Source organism: Maridesulfovibrio salexigens DSM 2638 (assembly GCF_000023445.1).
GTDB lineage: Bacteria > Desulfobacterota > Desulfovibrionia > Desulfovibrionales > Desulfovibrionaceae > Maridesulfovibrio > Maridesulfovibrio salexigens.
Genome location: NC_012881.1, coordinates 3,946,262 through 3,962,926, shown reverse-complemented (window position 1 = coordinate 3,962,926; position 16,665 = coordinate 3,946,262). Strand labels below are relative to the sequence as shown.

12 protein-coding genes are annotated in these 16,665 nt (G+C 48.5%); 4 read left to right on the top strand and 8 right to left on the bottom strand.

Annotated features, from left to right (window positions below; genetic code table 11):
- The first annotated feature begins 66 nt into the window (after positions 1 to 66).
- The 4 genes from DESAL_RS18040 (at position 67) to DESAL_RS19925 (ending at position 6,417) form a co-directional block, all read left to right on the top strand.
- Positions 67 to 1,536: a sigma 54-interacting transcriptional regulator gene (locus DESAL_RS18040; RefSeq protein WP_015853402.1), complete on the top strand. Its 1,470-nt coding sequence runs from the start codon at positions 67 to 69 to the stop codon at positions 1,534 to 1,536.
- 571 nt (positions 1,537 to 2,107) lie between these two features.
- Complete coding sequence (locus tag DESAL_RS18035; RefSeq protein WP_015853401.1) at positions 2,108 to 3,052, top strand: DMT family transporter; 945 nt, start codon at positions 2,108 to 2,110, stop codon at positions 3,050 to 3,052.
- Positions 3,045 to 3,908 (top strand): YitT family protein, encoded by an 864-nt coding sequence (locus DESAL_RS18030; RefSeq protein WP_015853400.1) that lies wholly within the window; start codon positions 3,045 to 3,047, stop codon positions 3,906 to 3,908. Before DESAL_RS18035 ends, DESAL_RS18030 begins: the two co-directional genes overlap by 8 nt.
- A 235-nt stretch (positions 3,909 to 4,143) precedes the next feature.
- Complete coding sequence (locus DESAL_RS19925) at positions 4,144 to 6,417, top strand: mechanosensitive ion channel family protein (RefSeq protein WP_015853399.1); 2,274 nt, start codon at positions 4,144 to 4,146, stop codon at positions 6,415 to 6,417.
- Positions 6,418 to 6,479: 62 nt separating this feature from the next.
- On the opposite strand, the gene DESAL_RS18020 is transcribed toward DESAL_RS19925, so the two are convergent.
- From DESAL_RS18020 to DESAL_RS17990, 8 genes are all read right to left on the bottom strand, one after another.
- Positions 6,480 to 7,655, bottom strand: coding sequence for an ABC transporter permease (locus DESAL_RS18020; RefSeq protein ID WP_015853398.1), 1,176 nt, complete (start codon positions 7,653 to 7,655; stop codon positions 6,480 to 6,482).
- A complete protein-coding gene (locus tag DESAL_RS18015) occupies positions 7,652 to 8,320 on the bottom strand; it encodes an ABC transporter ATP-binding protein (protein ID WP_015853397.1) in 669 nt (222 codons plus the stop codon). Before DESAL_RS18015 ends, DESAL_RS18020 begins: the two co-directional genes overlap by 4 nt.
- Positions 8,320 to 10,071 carry a PAS domain S-box protein gene (locus tag DESAL_RS18010; RefSeq protein ID WP_015853396.1) on the bottom strand — a complete coding sequence of 584 codons (1,752 nt, stop codon included), beginning with the start codon at positions 10,069 to 10,071 and terminating at the stop codon, positions 8,320 to 8,322. Before DESAL_RS18010 ends, DESAL_RS18015 begins: the two co-directional genes overlap by 1 nt.
- A gap of 8 nt (positions 10,072 to 10,079) precedes the next feature.
- Positions 10,080 to 11,705: a TolC family protein gene (locus tag DESAL_RS18005; protein WP_015853395.1), complete on the bottom strand. Its 1,626-nt coding sequence runs from the start codon at positions 11,703 to 11,705 to the stop codon at positions 10,080 to 10,082.
- 275 nt (positions 11,706 to 11,980) lie between these two features.
- Positions 11,981 to 12,274 (bottom strand): ErpA-related iron-sulfur cluster insertion protein, encoded by a 294-nt coding sequence (locus tag DESAL_RS20660; RefSeq protein WP_157046987.1) that lies wholly within the window; start codon positions 12,272 to 12,274, stop codon positions 11,981 to 11,983.
- A 24-nt stretch (positions 12,275 to 12,298) separates the two neighbouring features.
- Complete coding sequence (locus tag DESAL_RS18000) at positions 12,299 to 12,826, bottom strand: C-GCAxxG-C-C family protein (protein ID WP_015853392.1); 528 nt, start codon at positions 12,824 to 12,826, stop codon at positions 12,299 to 12,301.
- A 21-nt stretch (positions 12,827 to 12,847) separates the two neighbouring features.
- Complete coding sequence (locus DESAL_RS17995; RefSeq protein WP_015853391.1) at positions 12,848 to 13,741, bottom strand: glycyl-radical enzyme activating protein; 894 nt, start codon at positions 13,739 to 13,741, stop codon at positions 12,848 to 12,850.
- A gap of 275 nt (positions 13,742 to 14,016) precedes the next feature.
- Positions 14,017 to 16,470 (bottom strand): glycyl radical protein, encoded by a 2,454-nt coding sequence (locus tag DESAL_RS17990; protein WP_015853390.1) that lies wholly within the window; start codon positions 16,468 to 16,470, stop codon positions 14,017 to 14,019.
- Between the last annotated feature and the right edge of the window lie 195 nt (positions 16,471 to 16,665).

Sequence of the window (16,665 nt, the reverse complement as noted above, 5' to 3'; positions counted from 1 at the left end):
ACTAAATTAAATTGAGACATAAGTGTCGCGACATTAGTGTCGTACGCGTTTGAAGGAGGGGTGAGCATGAATAAACCTACATATGATGAGCTGTTTGAAAAATGTTCTAGTTTCGAAGAGCAGATTAAAGCTTTTAAGGTAACTGAGAAGGAACTTCAGGAAAGTAAACTTCAGTTGACCCGGCTTTTTAACAATCTTCCGGGTATGGTTTACCGCTGTTCTCTTGACGATAATATGCACCCTACACTCGATTTCGTCAGTAAGGGGTGCAGCGATCTTTTTGGAGTTGTTCCAGAGTTTTTTACAGATCAGCACACCAACGTAATGGAAACTCTGGCTCATCCGGATGATCTGTCTTCCATGCGCACGGAGCAGAATGCCGCAATTCTGAATCGTCGTCCCTACAAGCTGCTTTATCGCGTCTGCCTCGATTCCGACCGTCGTAAATGGATTTGGGATCAGGGTGAATGCCTTTATGATGAAGATGGTAAGGCTACCTATCTTGAAGGGATCATGATTGATATCAGTGCCCAGAAGCTGCGTGAATACGAACTCCTGCAGGAAAACCAGAATTTACGCGGAACTCTGGAAGATCGTTTCAGGTTCGGGGCCATCATCGGTAAGAGTAACGGCATGCGTGAAGTCTTCAAGCTTATTATGAAGGCTGCCAAGCGCGATTCCAATGTGATCATTTTTGGTGAAACCGGAACAGGTAAGGACCTGGTAGCCCAGACTATCCACGAACAGAGCGGGTCTGAGGGGGCCTATGTTCCTGTTAACTGTGGGGCTATTCCTTCCAACCTAATGGAAAGTGAATTCTTCGGTCACAAAAAAGGGGCTTTCTCCGGCGCGACATCAGACCGTCAGGGATATCTTGCGGCCGCTGATGGCGGAACCCTGTTTCTGGATGAAGTAGGGGAGATTGATCTGGCTTTGCAGGTAAAGCTGCTGCGTGCCCTTGAGAGCAGGTTGTATACTCCTGTGGGCGGAACCGAACCTCAGTCATCAAATTTCAGGCTGATTGCCGCTACCAACCGGGATCTGAGCGAATTGGTCCGGCAGGGGCTGATGCGCTCTGACTTTTTCTTCCGTCTCCACGTTCTGCCGATCCATGTTCCTCCTTTGCGGGAGAGGGTCGAAGACCTGCCGTTGCTAATTAATGAATTTATGGCCCGTTATCTTGGGCGCACTGATTCCTTACCGCGGATTCCCGGTAAAATCAGGGCAGCTATGGATCATCATCATTGGCCCGGAAACGTCCGTGAATTACAGAATGTGCTTGAACGATATCTCACTTTTGGTGAAATGGTTTTCAGTGATCTGGGTATCCATACTCCTGAGGCCGGTCCCGATGTTGGTGAAGCAGTGAAATTGTTCGAATCCGGTTCAACTTTTTCTGAAGCTGTGGAATCTTTTGAAAGGCATGTTCTTCTTAAAGCATTAGAGCGTAATCACTGGAAAAAAGGGGCTACTGCAGAAGAGCTCGGCTTGAATATGCGCACTATGCAGCGGAAATTAAAAAAATACGGACTTTAGTTATAAGTCGAATATGACATTTGTAGCGCGTTGCGACACTTTTGTCGCTACGCGCAAAATGATATGAATTAGGGCATTTTACATTGTTTTATCATGAAAGGGCGACACTTGTGTCGCCCTTTTTTCGTTTTGTGTTATGTGGTGTTGATAAATTTCAAATAAATCAATGTGTTATAAAGGTGGCACAACATATGCTCTAGGGCTGGATGATTGTGCTACCGGTATTTTTCGAAACAAGACATAAGCCTTGATCGAGTTAAGCTCTTGGAAAGCATTCGGGCACATTAAAGGTGAAGGCCGTAGGACCCGCGGTCTTAATGCTTCGGGATTTTGCAGAATATTTATCTCTTTGGCTGCAGCATCCTCCTCTCCGGAATTCTATACGCAATGAACTCCGGTTTCCGCCAGAAGCGTCACCTGCCCACTTTCCAAGAGCTTGTCCGGTAACGAGATATTTGAACCGACATCCTTGAAGTATGGAAATTTCCCATCGGCATATTTCCCGACAAAGAGGTTTAGGCCTGTCCGCTGCATAGCGGGCGGGCCATTATAATATTTTAGGAGCTGGACAATGAAGTGGAGTGAATTCAAAAAAACAGAGAAAGCCGGATATATATTTATTGTTCTTGGTATTCTTAACTGGAGCGGTAACTTTGTTGCTGCACGTGGACTGGCTGGAACGATTGATCCCGCAACTCTCAACCTGCTGCGCTGGGTGTTGGCCACGCTTATTTTCCTTCCCTTTGGAATCAAAGCTTTTATGAAAGAGCGTCATCTTGTTGCCCGCTATTGGAAAGAGCTTTCCGTCATCGCTCTTTGCGGCATCTCCCTTTATGACACTCTTGTTTTTATTGCCGGAGCAACTTCCGAAGCGTTGAATATGTCCCTTATTTCAACCATGTCACCGCTTCTCACCGCTTTAATTGCTCAATTTTTTTTGAAGGAAAAGCTCAAGCCGAGCATGTATGCGGGGATTGCCGTCAGTACTTTCGGAGTTGCCCTGTTAGTGACTGACGGTAGTCTCGAAGCATTACTGCATATGCGTCTTGCCAAGGGAGATCTTCTTATCCTGTGTACAGCAATGATGTCAGCTATTTACAACACTGTTGTGAACAAAGTAGCCGGAAAGATCAGCCAGACAACCTTGCTCATGTCCTGCTGCCTGTTCGGAACCCTGTACATTATTCCGCTGTATTTCTGGGAAACCGGTGGTCAGATCGTGATGCCCGAGTTTACCTACAACCTTGTGGTGTCTCTGATTTATCTCTCTGTGTTCGCTTCAATCCTCTGCTATCTGTTCTGGAATATGGCAGTTGAGGCCATAGGAGCTTCTAAAGCGGCCTTGTTTTATTATACTTTGCCTCCGGCCAGTGCGGTGGTGGCCTGGTTTGTTATTCATGAACCGGTGAACATGAATCAGGTTTTCAGCGGCATGATAATTCTTGCCGGAATCATCTTTGCTTTATATGGTGGCTCACTAAATTTTATGAGGCGAAAGGCACATAACTATGGATAATAAAATCAGGCAGATCAGTGACTCCCTGGCTTGGAATATTTTCCTGATGGGAGTAGGGGCATTTGTCTTTATCGTAGGTTACAACGGCATCGCGGCACATCATAATTTTGTGCCCGGAGCTCTTTACGGGTTCGCAGTTGTAATGCAGAAAATATCACCGGAACTTTCTTTGTCCCGGTGGTATTTGCTTCTGAATATCCCGCTGTTCATTCTGGCGTGGAAAGGAGTCAGCCGCAGGTTCTTTTTTCTTAACCTGCTGACCATGAGTCTGGTTACGTTTATGACTTCCTATGTGCATCTTGATCTCGGTATCCATAACGAGATGTATGCGGCTATAGCTTCCGGTGCCATCATGGGGGCGGGATGTGGGATCATCCTGAGAACCTATGGTGGTGGAGGCGGACTTGATGTTGTGGCGGTTATTCTTAATCAGCGTTACGGGATCAGATTCGGAGCATTCTATTTTGCTGTCAATGCAGTTGTTATGGGCTTTGCATTGAGCAGATATACTCCGGACAAAGTCATTGCCTCGCTGGTAATGATCTTTATCAGTTCGGTTCTGACCGAATACGTACTCTCTCTTTTAAACCAGCGTAAGGCTGTGCGCATTATTTCACGCAAGTCGGACCTCATTGTTCATGAGCTGACCCGGAATAAAAAGATGCATGCAACCATAATTCCCGGCAAGGGAGGCTATTCCGGTGAACGCATCGATATGGTCTACTCCATTACCGATAACCTGCGTTTGCGTTCCCTTGAGCAGGTGGTTTTTGACATCGATCCTGAAGCTATTTTTGTTGTTGAGAATACTTTCAGTGTCATCGGTCAGAATATCAACAGGCGCAAGGCTTATTAATATTTCCATCTCCACATCCACATGAAGGGGGCTGCGGCGTTTTGCTGCAGCCCCCTTTTTGTTTTAACGCATAAAATTGTGTCTCCGCCATTGATCACGAAAGAATAAAATAATTTCGGTCATGTATTGTTCGTGTTTCTTCGCTTAAATGTATTTTAAATATAGGTTATATGAAAAATAAAGCATGAACAGTCAACTCCTTAAAAATCTTAAATGATGTTGCTGTGAGGAGAATATGATTCGAAAGACAAACTTTTTATATTTAGTATTGATTGTAGCGGTAGTGTTAATCTGGGCCCCTAATTCTTATGCCGAACATGGCCCCGGATCGGTTCAGGAAATGGTGGATGTTAATAATGACTCGGATACTGTTCAGAGCATTCCGGTAAAGATGTCATTGGAGCAGGTAAACTATATTCTTTTCGGAATGGCAAATGACAGGGACCGCAAGAATCCCAGTGCGGAGATGCGAAAAGAAGCAGCCGAGACAACCCCTAAGGTGCTCCAGTATTCCGGTCTCTCTGCCCTGAGCAAGGCATTCAGATCCGGGATGGCTCATACATATGAGCGTTTTTCTACGTTCTTTTCCGTGGCTGCAGTTGCGCAGGTTGAAGTTCCTAAGGTCTTTCAGGATATTCTGGGTAGCAACCTGAATATGACTCCGGGTGAACATGGCTTGGCCTTGGTTCTGCTGACTTTTGTCTGGGGCGGAGGCATGTTTGGCTATAGGAAAATGACTGCCGGGTTGCAGGCCAAAATTTCGCAGATTCCGCAATACGCACTCTGGCATACAAAAGTTGGACGTCTGCTTTTCCGGTCCTGCATTGATCTTGTGGGGCTGGTCTTTATCTCATTTGCTGTCAGTGCAATTTATCTGCTTATTTTTCATGACGGCAGTTCCGGGAGGCCGGTGCTGGTGTCATGGTGGCTTTCCATGGCAACCCTTGAAATTATTAGTCTTGTTTCCAGCTTTTTGCTGGCCCCTGCTGCACCTTCACTGCGTATTTTCAATCTGAATACAGATACCGCACGTTATGTTCATCGGTGGAATTTCCGCATAGCTGTTGTGATTTCTGTCAGTGTTCTTATGGGCAGTCTTCTCCGGCTGGATCATAAAAGTGAGACAATTTATCTGCTGGTAAGTTCGTTTGCGGGATTTGTCGTAATCGCAATCATTTCAACACTACTTTTCATTAACAGGGTTAACATCATGGCATTCATGCTTGCCCGCACCCGCGCTGAAAGTATGGGCAGGCAGCTTGCCGGATTCTGGCATGTAGGTGTTCAGATATATTTCTGGAGTTTTTGGATTTTCTGGGAGCTGACTCTTGTCGTACTGGGAGATGATGCCATGCTTCCCGGATTCATGACTCTGCTGGCCTTACCATTCTATTTTATTGCCGATATGGGCATCCGCAAACTGGTAGCATTTGTAGCTGAAATAGTTGTTTCTTCAGATGAAGCAGATGAAATGGATGCTAATTATATCAGCCGATTCCAATCGTTCTTGATATCCAGTTTTCGTGTTCTTTTGTTTTGTGGAACCGTTTTTTCTCTTATTGATGTCTGGGGATTTCACTTTGACCTCGGTGAAAGGGTCGTTGGCGCTGCTTTCGAATCGATTTCCGCTCTAATCATGGCTTATGTTAGCTGGGTTTTTGTCAGCCGCTTTTTTGAACGTAAGATTGCCGAAAAAAGGAAAGATGACGAGCACAGCTATGAAGGAGACCGTTTCAGTACATTATTGCAACTGGTTAAGACGTTTCTTTTCGCTACTATTTTTATAGTGACGATATTGATCGTTCTCGCGGCTCTTGGTGTTAATATCGGTTCGCTAATTGCCGGGGCCAGTGTTTTCGGCATTGCCATCGGTTTTGGTTCCCAGACTTTAGTTAAGGATATCATTTCCGGTATTTTCTTTCTTATGGACGATGCTTTTCGTGTTGGTGATTACATTGAGACTGCCGGGGCAAAAGGAACGGTTGAGGCGATTTCAGTCCGTTCCATCAAGCTGCGGCACCATCGCGGTTTTTTATATACCATTCCCTTCGGAGCTATGGAGGTGGTTAGAAATAATACCCGCGACTGGGCGATCATGAAACTGCAATATTTAGTGCCCTTTGACACTAACGTGAAAGAGATCAAGAAGATAATCAAACAGATTAATAAGTCCATTCGTGCTGACGAGGAGTTCAATGAAATGCTCCTTGACGACATCAAGTGTCAGGGTGTCATGGCTATGGAAGAGTACGGCATGCGCATGCGCCTTAAATTTATGACCCGTCCGGGCAGCCAGTTCACCATTCGCAAGCATGTGCTGGCTATGCTGCGCGAGAAATTTGCTGAGGCTGGAATTGAATTTGCCCGGCCCCGCGTTTCAGTACAGATTCCAGACGGCGGGGAGCTATCGGATGAGGAGCGTACAGCCATTTCTGCCGCAGCCTTAAATGACGCGGATAAACGTATGAAAGAAAAAACGGCTGTTGCGGCTGTTCCTGCTGTTCCATAACAGAATCAGGCCGGCTCTATTGGGAGCCGGCTTGATTCTTTGTAGTTGGTGGAGGAGTTGAATCAGGATCGTAAAGCATCAATGGGGCTTAAGGCCGAAGCCTGCCGCGCCGGGTAGTAACCGAAGAAGATACCAACCGCCGCAGATACTCCCACCCCGAGCATGACTGCTTCTTCGGAAACAAAAAAACTCCAGTTCGCAAAATTGCATATGATAGCCGTGGCCCCGACACCCAAAGCCGTTCCCAGCATTCCACCGATGAAGGAGAGAATGATGGATTCCACCAGAAACTGGAACTGAATGTCCTTGCGTTTGGCACCGATGGCGCGGCGGATGCCGATTTCTTTTTTGCGTTCTGAAACCGAAACGAGCATGACGTTCATTACTCCCACTCCGCCGACAATAAGAGATATGGAACCGATGGCTCCCAGCAGGGCGGTGAACATGCGCATCTGCTTTTTCATTTGAGCCACCAGTTCTTCCGCGCTGGTTACTCTGATTTCAGTTTTAGATGTGATTTTGAAATAGTTCTTAAGCTGTTCGGTTGCTTGCTCGCTGATGCCGCTTTCTATCATGCGGGTTCCGAAAGTATTTATCTTCGGGCGCTCATGACTGCGCATGGCGGTTTTAATGGGAACCATGATTCCTTCGTTGATTTCGTAAGGAGTGAATGTGCCCATCGGTACGCTCTCGGCAATGCCGATTATGGTGTAGATGCGTTCGTTAAAGATTACCTGCTTTCCTACGGGATCGCTCTCCCCCTGTTCCTGCAACCATTTAGCTTTACTGGACCCAAGGACGCAGAAGGCTGAATGTCCGTCCAGATCGGAGATAAACCTGCCCGCACTGATATGAATTTTATAGAGCCTCGCAAATTCTTCAGTAACGCCCAGCGCGGGGCTGGATGTTCTTTTGCCGGAAAATTTAAGGTCACTGTAGAATGATACATAGGGCGCAACCGTGCGAATGGTCGAGCAGGCTTGCGGTATTTTCAGTACATTCTGGAGATTAAAGCCTGAATTTTTGCTGCCACTTCCGTATTCCTGCTGCACGGAGCAGACATCAGTACCCATTTCCTTGAATTGGCGGATGACTTCATTCTCGACAATCTGACCAACGGTGACCATGGCGATTACCGAACCGATGCCGATTACAATCCCGATGAGGGCAAGCAAAGAGCGTTGCTTGGCGCCCATGAGTGAACGGAAGGATTCCCTTATGTTCTCACCCAGGATCATACGCCCTCCAGTCTGCCATCCCGCATGCGTATGGAACGTTTACAACGCTTTGCAAGACCGGGATCATGAGTGATGATGACAACGGTTATGCCTTCTTCTTCATTCAGGCTTAAGAAAAGGTCCATGATGTCTTTGCCTGTTGCTGTATCAAGAGCTCCGGTTGGTTCGTCAGCTAGAATAAGTGAAGGTTCCCCGCACAGGGCTCGGGCAATGGCGACCCGTTGTTGCTGGCCGCCGGAAAGTTCATTGGGGCGGTGGTCTCCGCGTTCGCCCATGCCGACTTTCGTCAGCATTTCTTCGGCCAGTGCTTCACGTTCCTTTTTGGGGACCCCGCGGTAAAGCAGCGGCAGGCAGACATTATCAAGGGCGGTAAGCTTGGGCAGCAGGTGAAATTGCTGGAACACAAAGCCTATTTCATGGTTACGAATGTCGGAAAGTTCATCATCACTCATTTTATCGGCCAGCTTACCGTTGAAGCGGTAAGTGCCGGAACTGGGCTGATCAAGGAATCCCAATATGTTCATAAGAGTTGATTTGCCGCAGCCGGATGAGCCGAGGATGGCTAGCAACTCGCCATCGTCAACATTGAGGTTTACCCCTTTGAGTACCTCAACTTCAACCGTGCCCAGCAGGTAGGATTTATGAACGTCCTCGATGTTAAGCATTAAAACGCTTCCTGTTTGAGCAGGATGGTTGTGCCCGGTTCTATACCGGAGAGGATTTCCACTTCATTGATGGTGGTGTATCCGGTTTCAACATCTACTTCGCGAACGGTGCCGTCCTTTTCTCTAACTCTCAGAAAAACCTTACTCCCGTCTCTATTAATGGCTGAGAAAGGAACCATGATTGCGTTTTCGTTGGAGTATGTCTCCACCTGCATATTGGCAGTCATGCCGATGCGTACATTTTTGCTTACATCCTTGGGCAGGTGGGGCAGGCGGATTGTGGTTTCAAAGGTGGGGACCTTGCCTTCTCCCCCGGCCTGTGAGGAAATCATAGCGATTTCACCTTTCAGTTTATGATCCGGGAAAGCGTCTCCGGTAACTGTGACCGGTTGGCCCAGTTGCAGACTGTTGATGTTCAGTTCGTCTACCTTTGCAGAAATGGACAAACCCTCAAGACTGGCAATGGAAAGCAGCGGCTGTCCTTCTGTCACGCTCATGCCGCTGGTGATTTCCTTAGCATCCCCGCTTTTTGAATTGGGACGCAGTGCAACCCCTGAGACTGGGGCAGTCACCGTTGACCGGGACATCTTCTCTTTCAAGGTGTTGTAGTTTGTTTCTGCATTGGCAAGTTCCATGCGGGCTATTTCAACATATTCATGGTCGCCTTTATTGAGCACATCGCGGTAGGTTTCCTGAGAGGACACGAGTCGTGATTCATTGTTTTTCAGTTCCTGAAATGATGTATCGTACTGGTTTCGGGGGATGATGCCTTTTTCAAACAGCATCTTGTCTTCCTCGGTTTTGGCTTTAGAACTGTTCAGGGTCCGTCTGGCTTGTTCCAGCTCCCGTCTTGCTTTGAGTACTTCGGAAGTATTTTTCCAGTTGGTCAGCTCATAATATTTTTTGCGGGATTTAATGTACTCAGTAAAAGCCGAGCGCATCTTGCTGGCAATTTCAGATGTATCCAGAGTTATGATGGTCTGGTTTCGGGGGATTCTTTCACCGTAAAAAAAGTCGGTTTTGGTGATGATCCCGTTAAAGGGAGCAACGAGAGTAAGTTCCTCCAGCGGTGCTACAACCCCTGCAAGAGAGATGGAACGCGAGAAAGGGCGGGGGGTGACTACCATACTCTGGTATTCCGTTTTAGCGCTCGAAGCTGCCGCAGGCTTGAATGTGTCGGGTATTTCCATGAAAGCCGGATTGAACCAGAAGAATGCTCCGACTGCGCAGAAGAAGCAGAACACAGCTGCGATTAGTATGAAACGGACTTTTTTCCCTTGGGTGAGCGAAATTTGAAGGGCCTTGTTGGATTCATCAGCATCGCGCATGGCCTTAGTCAGGTCTTGATTAAGCTGTTTTTCGTCCTGCCGCATTTTTTCAATTTCAGTCACATCGCGCAGGACCAAAACAGCTCCGCAAGGTTGTCCGTCATTGCCTTTAAGCCTCGAAACGCTGACTGAGAGGTAAATCTTTTCCCCGTCTTCTTTGTAGTATGGAGTCGCCCGGTTGCTGATGGTGCAGTCTTTGTAAATAGTGTCCAGCAGGGCCTGCATGAATTCATCATTCTCTTCAACCGGAGGAACAACAGCCATAAGCGGCATGCCTTCCAGCTCGTTTCCGGAAATACCCAGCACCTTGGCAAGAGCAGGATTGGCACCGGTAACGATCCCTTTATTGTTCAGAATCATGACTCCATCATTCATGACTTGAAGAACTGTTTCCCGAAAGGGGGGGGTAAGCAGATTGTCCATGACTCTTCCTACCACCATGTCCAGACCAGGGGGCGGATTTTGTTATTGAGGTCTTCTTCCAGTTGCTTGTCATTATGTTTGAATTCAACATGCCATGTTTCCATGGTTGTGCCTAGGAGCTGGTCGAGAATTAGCAGGGCTTGAACATAAGAAATTTGTTTGGAGGTCTCCGCGAGCTGAGCCTGCACAAGTTGGTTTTGATATGAAACCACCTCGAAGTTTGTTGTCCGGCCTACCATCAGTTTGGTGTTTTCATTTTCCAGCTGCAGGGCTTTAAGCTCGGTGTTCTTTTGAGCAAGCCTAATCATTTTCCAGCGCATTCTTACGTCACGCACGGCATTGGCAACTTCGGTCTGCAAATTGGTTTTGGCCCGTTTCAGCTCAAGCTTGGCCTTGCGTTTGTTTACCTCGGCAGTAAGCAGCTTTTTCTTTCTCTCCAACTGGTCATCTCCCCAGAGATTAATGGGGGCCGAAAGTTCAACTCCTGCCGAGAGTTCATCATCACTGGTGGAGGCGGAGTAAGAATTCTTCTGAGTTTGTGTCTCTTCGTAGCCGCCCTTGAGATCAAGTTGCCATTCCCGTTCATTCTCAGCCATCATGGCGTTGATGTTTGATTCTGTGACCGCGAAAACCTTGTCCATGTATGTCTGGTTGTTTTTCAGTGCCACCTGCATGCATTGTTCGTAGTCAGGTTCAACGTCACGTATTTCGTCATCGATCGGTTCAATCTCAAGATTGGGATCCATCTCAAGGTGGTTGAGCAGATCGCGGCGTGCTTTATCGAGGCTGTTACGTGCTTCTTCAAGGGAAAGCCGTCCTGAAGCCACATCTGCTTCGGCCTGAACCACGTCACTGGCGGACATGCGCCCCATACTCTGTTTGAATTGGTTTACCTCCAGCAGCCGTTCCGAGCGTTCAAGGGCCTGTTGCTGGATTTCCAGATTCTCTTTGGCCTGTTTGAAAGTAAAATAGTAGTTGAGGCCCGAATTTATTAGCTGGCTGAGATTGTCACGCAAGCTGAGAATATTGCGTTTGTCGGTAATGCGGGCCAACCGGATGGAGGCCATATTGTAATCGATTCCAGCACCTTTTAGCAGGGGTTGAGTCAGCTCGATGCGCCATTTGGAGGATGCTTCACGGGTGTAGGTCTTTGAGCGTGAAACAGCAGAGTCTCCGTCATAGCTCAGTGTTCCGTCACTGTTCTCGGAATAGTTGTTATCCCAGACAAATGAGAGGGTACCGCCAGTGGGGATTTTTTGGGTAATGGAAGCCTTGGCTCCGGCATCCCATTTTGAAGCCGGGGTCTGCGTTCCATTATCGGAAATGCGCATATTGCGTTGAAATGCTTCAGCATTAAAGGAGCCGTCAATGTTGATGACCGGCTCGAATTTGGCTTCCGCTTTTTCAAGGTCGAATTTTTCTGTAACGCGCTGCAGGTATTTGGTCGCAACATTGGAGTTGTTACGAATCGTCAAACGTACCACTTCATCCATAGACAGGGTCAGGGTGCCGTTGTTTACCTGCGCCTCTGTTTCGTTTTCCGCATAGGCGGGTAGGAGAAGAGAAAAGACACAAATAAATGTAAGCAATAGAACCGTATTGATTTCTAGCAGTCGCTTGGCATTCAGATTCATTGGAGTGATAGGTTCAAATATATTGTTGTTAGGTTGTCCGATGCTAAAAGTGCTGACCTAACTTAGTACTAAAGCTTCTTTTCGTAAAGGAGGGATCGGGAATTGAGGTGTAATTATGTCTTTGGCCGAGCCTAATTAGATTAGGGACCTTTTGGCTGTTATGCTAGATTTTTACCTCCTATCTTTGAATAAAAAACGGACCTGCAAGGGAGGTCGCAGGTCCGTTAAATCGCGAAAGGAGTTTTCGCTTAGGGGTATATGGTTCTGTCAAGGAGTTATGCGCTGAGTGCTGTCAGTACTACTTCCTTGTTCTCGCTGAAAGAGAGGGAAAAGTCTTTTCCGTATTTGGTGAGGAAGTCTTCTTCGGCGATAAAGGGAACATCGCTGACTTCAATCTGTACGTCATCATCTTCATCCGCTTCGTCAATGCCCAGACCGAGCACGATTTTAGCGTGTCAGCCGCCGCCTACTTTGTATTCTCTCAGGCGAACGCAGCTTTCTTCATCTTCGTCTTCAAGCATATCCCGGAGCTTTTCGAGCATCTCTTCGGGAACAGTTACATTAAACATATTCTCTCTCCATTAATGTTTTGATTATATCAAAGCGGTTTGACCCGCTGTTGAGTCTTTCATGAACGGTGTGGAGTCGCATTCTTCATTCTGAACCACTGCTTCCGGGGTAAGGAGCAAATGGGTGCAGATGGATGCTGCGGACTCTACATAATCAAGGCATACGCCTTTGGTTTCTGCTTCATGGTCGCGGTCCCGGCTTAAGATACGGCAGCAGACTGATCCGTGTTCAGCCATAAAGCGGTCGTGCAGTTCTTTGGAAAGGGAACGAACCTGATCCTCGCCAGCGGGGAGTGGACCTTTGCCGAGGATCAGGGATAACCCCATAACCGCGCCGGACAGGGCTCCGCAGATACAGCCTGCGTCACCGATACCGCCGCAGAAACCTTTGCTCAGCGCAATTGCTGTTTCTTTGCTCAGACCTCCGCCGAATTCATGATTGATGGTCCAGAACACAGCTTCGGAACAGCACATAGCATCGCTACCGTAAAGCTCCTTGGCATTGCGCCCGGTGGATTCGCAGATCAGCTTTTCAGTCATTGAACAGTTCATTTCTTTGCGCCGTAAAAAAAACTAGATGATCTCGGTTTTCAAGCCGTGATCGGCAAAGCGTTTGAAAACCACATCCAATTGTTCCGGGGTGTATTCCCGGTCCATTTTATATTTCCAGCCCAATGCAGCGTACTTATTGCGGCCGAATGCGTGGCAGGGCATTACTTCCACCTTGTCCCGTCCGTATCCTTTCAGGAATTCAGCCATGGCTGCTATGTTTTCTTCGGAGTCGTTCATCTCCGGCATAAGCGGCATGCGGATGCGCACTTCCTTGCCTGAGGAAAGTGCCGCACCCATGTTGCGGAGGATGATTGCGTTATCCACCCCGGTCAGTTTCTTGTGCTCTTCCGGATTCATGTGCTTGCAGTCAAACAGGAAGAGATCTGCCAGTTTAATGGTCTTATCGAAACGTTCTTCGGGACAGTAACCGCAGGTATCTACGGTCACGTGGTAGCCTTCATTTACCGCTGCTTCGACCATATCAAGGAAGAATTGTCCGCCGGAGGTCGGTTCGCCTCCGCCGAAAGTCACCCCGCCACCGGAGTTGTCGTAGAAAAGTGCGTCTTTGCGGACAACATCCATAACTTCTTCAACGGTCATGATCTTGCCGGACATTTCACGGGCCTTGCCCGCGCAGTTCTCAGTACATGCCCCGCAGTTGGTGCACTTTTCAGTGTCGCGCCCGAACCTGCCTTCAATCTCAATGACGGCATCGTTGGGACAGACTTCAGCGCATTTTCCACATCCGGTGCACAGGTCGGTAAAGCACATCATCTGCGCTTTTACCTGCTGTGATTCGGGGTTGCTGCACCATAAGCAGGTCAGCGGACAGCCTTTCAGGAAAACGGTGGTGCGCAGTCCCGGTCCGTCATGAAGTGACATACGCTGAATATTGTAGATCATTCCTTGTGACATAGTAGCATCCTTGCCTTCGGCGACCCTGCCGGGAGCCTTAAACCCTTTTTGTGAAAAGGGTTTAAGAATCCCAAAAACTTTTATTAGGGCTTCGCCTTGTTGTAAGGTCGATTCTGCTATGATCCAGTCCGGCCTTATGTGGGAAAACGGTTTTAAAAATTATGTTTGATTAATCGCCCCCGGCGGCAAAGCCCTAATCGGGATTCCAAAGGGTCGCGGACCCTTTGGCCGCCGGAGGCGAAATCTTCTATCAAAAGCGCGTTAGCGCATCATATCTAGCAACGACCTGCGTCGTATTCAGTACGTTTGATGATTTCGTTCTGTACGCCGCAGTCCAGTCTGGTGAAGTAGGCACTGAAGCCTGCAACACGGACGATGAGGTCGGAGTAGTCCTGCGGGTTTTGCTGCGCATCTTTCAGGGTATCGGAGCTTACGCAGTTGAACTGGATGTGGGAGCCGCCGAAGTCGCAGTAGGTCTTGATCAGGGAGATCAGAGTCTTAGCACCCTGAGGACCTTCCAGCACGGAGGGGGAGAACTTCACGTTGAAGTGGTTCGCGCCGTAGCGGACTGTGTCGATTGCTTCAGCACCGGACTTGATCAGTGCGGTGATACCTTCCTTGTCAGTACCGGGCATTGCGGAAACACTGCCGTCGGTAAGAGCCACGCCTGCTTTACGGCCGTTGGGCAGTGCGCCCATCATGCCGCCGAAGTAGTTGTGGTAGGACAGGGAGTAAGCATCGAGCGGGGTGCGCTGTCCGAAGCAGTCCGGTCCCTGAGCATGGTGAATTGCGTCAACATCGCGGTAGAAACGCTGTACGAATGCCTGTACGTCTTCGTAGTCGTTACCGTGTTTGGGAGCATCGAAGCACATCTGGCGCAGTTCTTCGTAACCTTCGAAGTTGGCTTTAAGTGCCTGAATCAGCTCTTCCATGGTTACAGCCTTGGTGTCGTATACAAGGTGCTTGATGGCGAGGATGGAGTTGGCAGCGTCAACACCTGCGGTCATGATGGGGTTAACCTGCGGGTAGCGGGTTCCGCCTGCTTCTTCGCACATACCTTTCTCAATGCAGCCATCGTACATAGCGGAGCGGAATACGCTCGGTACAACCTGCAGGCGTGCCATCTGGCTGAGATCGGAGTGAGCACGGGAGATGCGGAACAGGTTGTCCAGCTGTCCTTTTACTCCTTCGTAGAGGTCTTCAAAAGTTTCGAAGGTAGTGGGATCACCGGTTTCTGCGCCGACCATTTTCTTGGTCACGGGGCATTTTCCGTTGTTGAGCACCAGTTCGACTACTTTTGCGAGGCAGGGCTGATCTTCCTGAGTGATGAAGCTGCCTTTGCCGCAAACGCCGGTGGATACGCAGCCGTAGTTACCGCAGTTACGTGCATCTTCAAGGGTGATACCGTCAGGGTACTGTGCGAAACGGGCAAGGGTACGCTGGATAACTACGTTGTTGTTCAGGATCTGGGGCTGGCCGGAACCGCCGCGGATGCACTCAACAACTTTCTGCATGTAGGATTCTTTGAGTTTCGGATGGTAAAGCAGGGTCAGGGTAGGCTGAATGCTCTTCATCTGAATCTGGGTTTCGAGCATGAGCTCTTCCAGTTCGGTGGAAGCATCGTTGCCGTCTTTGTCTACGCCGCCGATGGTCATGGACTGTCCGGTGTGACCGGAAAGGGTCAGTGCGTAGGAGTTACCCTGATATTCGCCCAGTTCGAGGTGACGAATCCACTGGAACTTGAGCATGGTCAGAACCTGTTCACGGGTCAGATTGCCTTCATCAATGTCTTTCTTGAAGAAGGGGTACATGTACTGACCGTAACGACCGGGGGAAACAGCGCAAGCCATCTGCTCGGTTGCCACGCAGAGGTGGGTGAACCAGAAGGACTGGATAGCTTCACGGAAGTTGCGGGCCGGGTGTTCGGGAACGCGGCGGCAGATTTCTGCGATTTCGAGCAGTTCTGCTTTTACTTTAGGATCGGACTCATCTGCTGCGGTCTGTTCTGCGAGATCAGCGTAGCGGTGGGAGTGTTTGATTACCGCGTCAAAGGTGATCAGCATGGAACGGTAGAGATCGATTTTGTCCCTGTTTGCAAGGATGTTCGGGGTCTCGGTGAGACGGGTACGAACTTCTTCGATGAGATGGCGGATACCTTTGTTCAGTACCAGACCGTAGTCGGCAATACCGGAACCGGAAGCAACGGAAACGTTTTCGTAGTACATGCCTGCTTTGGCGTACTTCTTAGCGCTTTCGCCGTATTTTTCCTTGTACATGGTGTTGTTCTGGTCGATGCAGGTGCGGCCTTTCCAGAGCTTGTAGGTCTTTTCGAGCAGTTCCTGAGTCTCTGCGGGAATTTTCATTTCGCCGAGAGAGGCCATTTTGGCCATCTGCATTTCTTCTTTGATCCAGGAGACGTTCCATTCAGGGTATGCGTATACACCTGCGCGGACACCTGTAAGGGTACCTACGATGGGGTTGCCGTCGAGAAATATTTTTTTGTGGGTCAGTACGCGTTCGAAAACTTTGGCGCGGATATATACTACAGGTTCACCCTGATGTTTTTCATATACTTCGTTCAGGAACTTGAGACGCTCGGGATCCATGATCTGGGGAGCGTTCATGAGAAAATCTTTAAGTTCTTTGACGCGGTCTTCAGCTGTATCCCAATTGATGCCGTAACCTGCGGCAGTCTGGGGTTCTTCTTTTGCAGACAGAGTAGTATTCATTTCCATCTCCTGTGATTGTGCTATTGTTTTTGGTCTTTTAGGTAGATTGAAAGTGCGATTCGCTCGCTTGTTAATTTCGTCACTAGCACGGGCTGTGCCAGAGATGTTTTTTGAGATGAAAAATGTATACAACACACTGCAATTATAGTGTTTAATTGCTCACAATCAAGAAAGTAAATATGGAGTGTCAGAAAA

Excerpts from the sequence above, each read along its gene's own strand:
- DESAL_RS18040 (WP_015853402.1), top strand. The coding sequence starts at position 67 with ATGAATAAACCTACATATGATGAGCTGTTTGAAAAATGTTCTAGTTTC.
- DESAL_RS18035 (WP_015853401.1), top strand. The coding sequence starts at position 2,108 with ATGAAGTGGAGTGAATTCAAAAAAACAGAGAAAGCCGGATATATATTT.
- DESAL_RS18030 (WP_015853400.1), top strand. The coding sequence starts at position 3,045 with ATGGATAATAAAATCAGGCAGATCAGTGACTCCCTGGCTTGGAATATT.
- DESAL_RS19925 (WP_015853399.1), top strand. The coding sequence starts at position 4,144 with ATGATTCGAAAGACAAACTTTTTATATTTAGTATTGATTGTAGCGGTA.
- DESAL_RS18020 (WP_015853398.1), bottom strand. The coding sequence starts at position 7,655 with ATGATCCTGGGTGAGAACATAAGGGAATCCTTCCGTTCACTCATGGGC.
- DESAL_RS18015 (WP_015853397.1), bottom strand. The coding sequence starts at position 8,320 with ATGCTTAACATCGAGGACGTTCATAAATCCTACCTGCTGGGCACGGTT.
- DESAL_RS18010 (WP_015853396.1), bottom strand. The coding sequence starts at position 10,071 with ATGGACAATCTGCTTACCCCCCCCTTTCGGGAAACAGTTCTTCAAGTC.
- DESAL_RS18005 (WP_015853395.1), bottom strand. The coding sequence starts at position 11,705 with ATGAATCTGAATGCCAAGCGACTGCTAGAAATCAATACGGTTCTATTG.
- DESAL_RS18000 (WP_015853392.1), bottom strand. The coding sequence starts at position 12,826 with ATGAACTGTTCAATGACTGAAAAGCTGATCTGCGAATCCACCGGGCGC.
- DESAL_RS17995 (WP_015853391.1), bottom strand. The coding sequence starts at position 13,741 with ATGTCACAAGGAATGATCTACAATATTCAGCGTATGTCACTTCATGAC.
- DESAL_RS17990 (WP_015853390.1), bottom strand. The coding sequence starts at position 16,470 with ATGAATACTACTCTGTCTGCAAAAGAAGAACCCCAGACTGCCGCAGGT.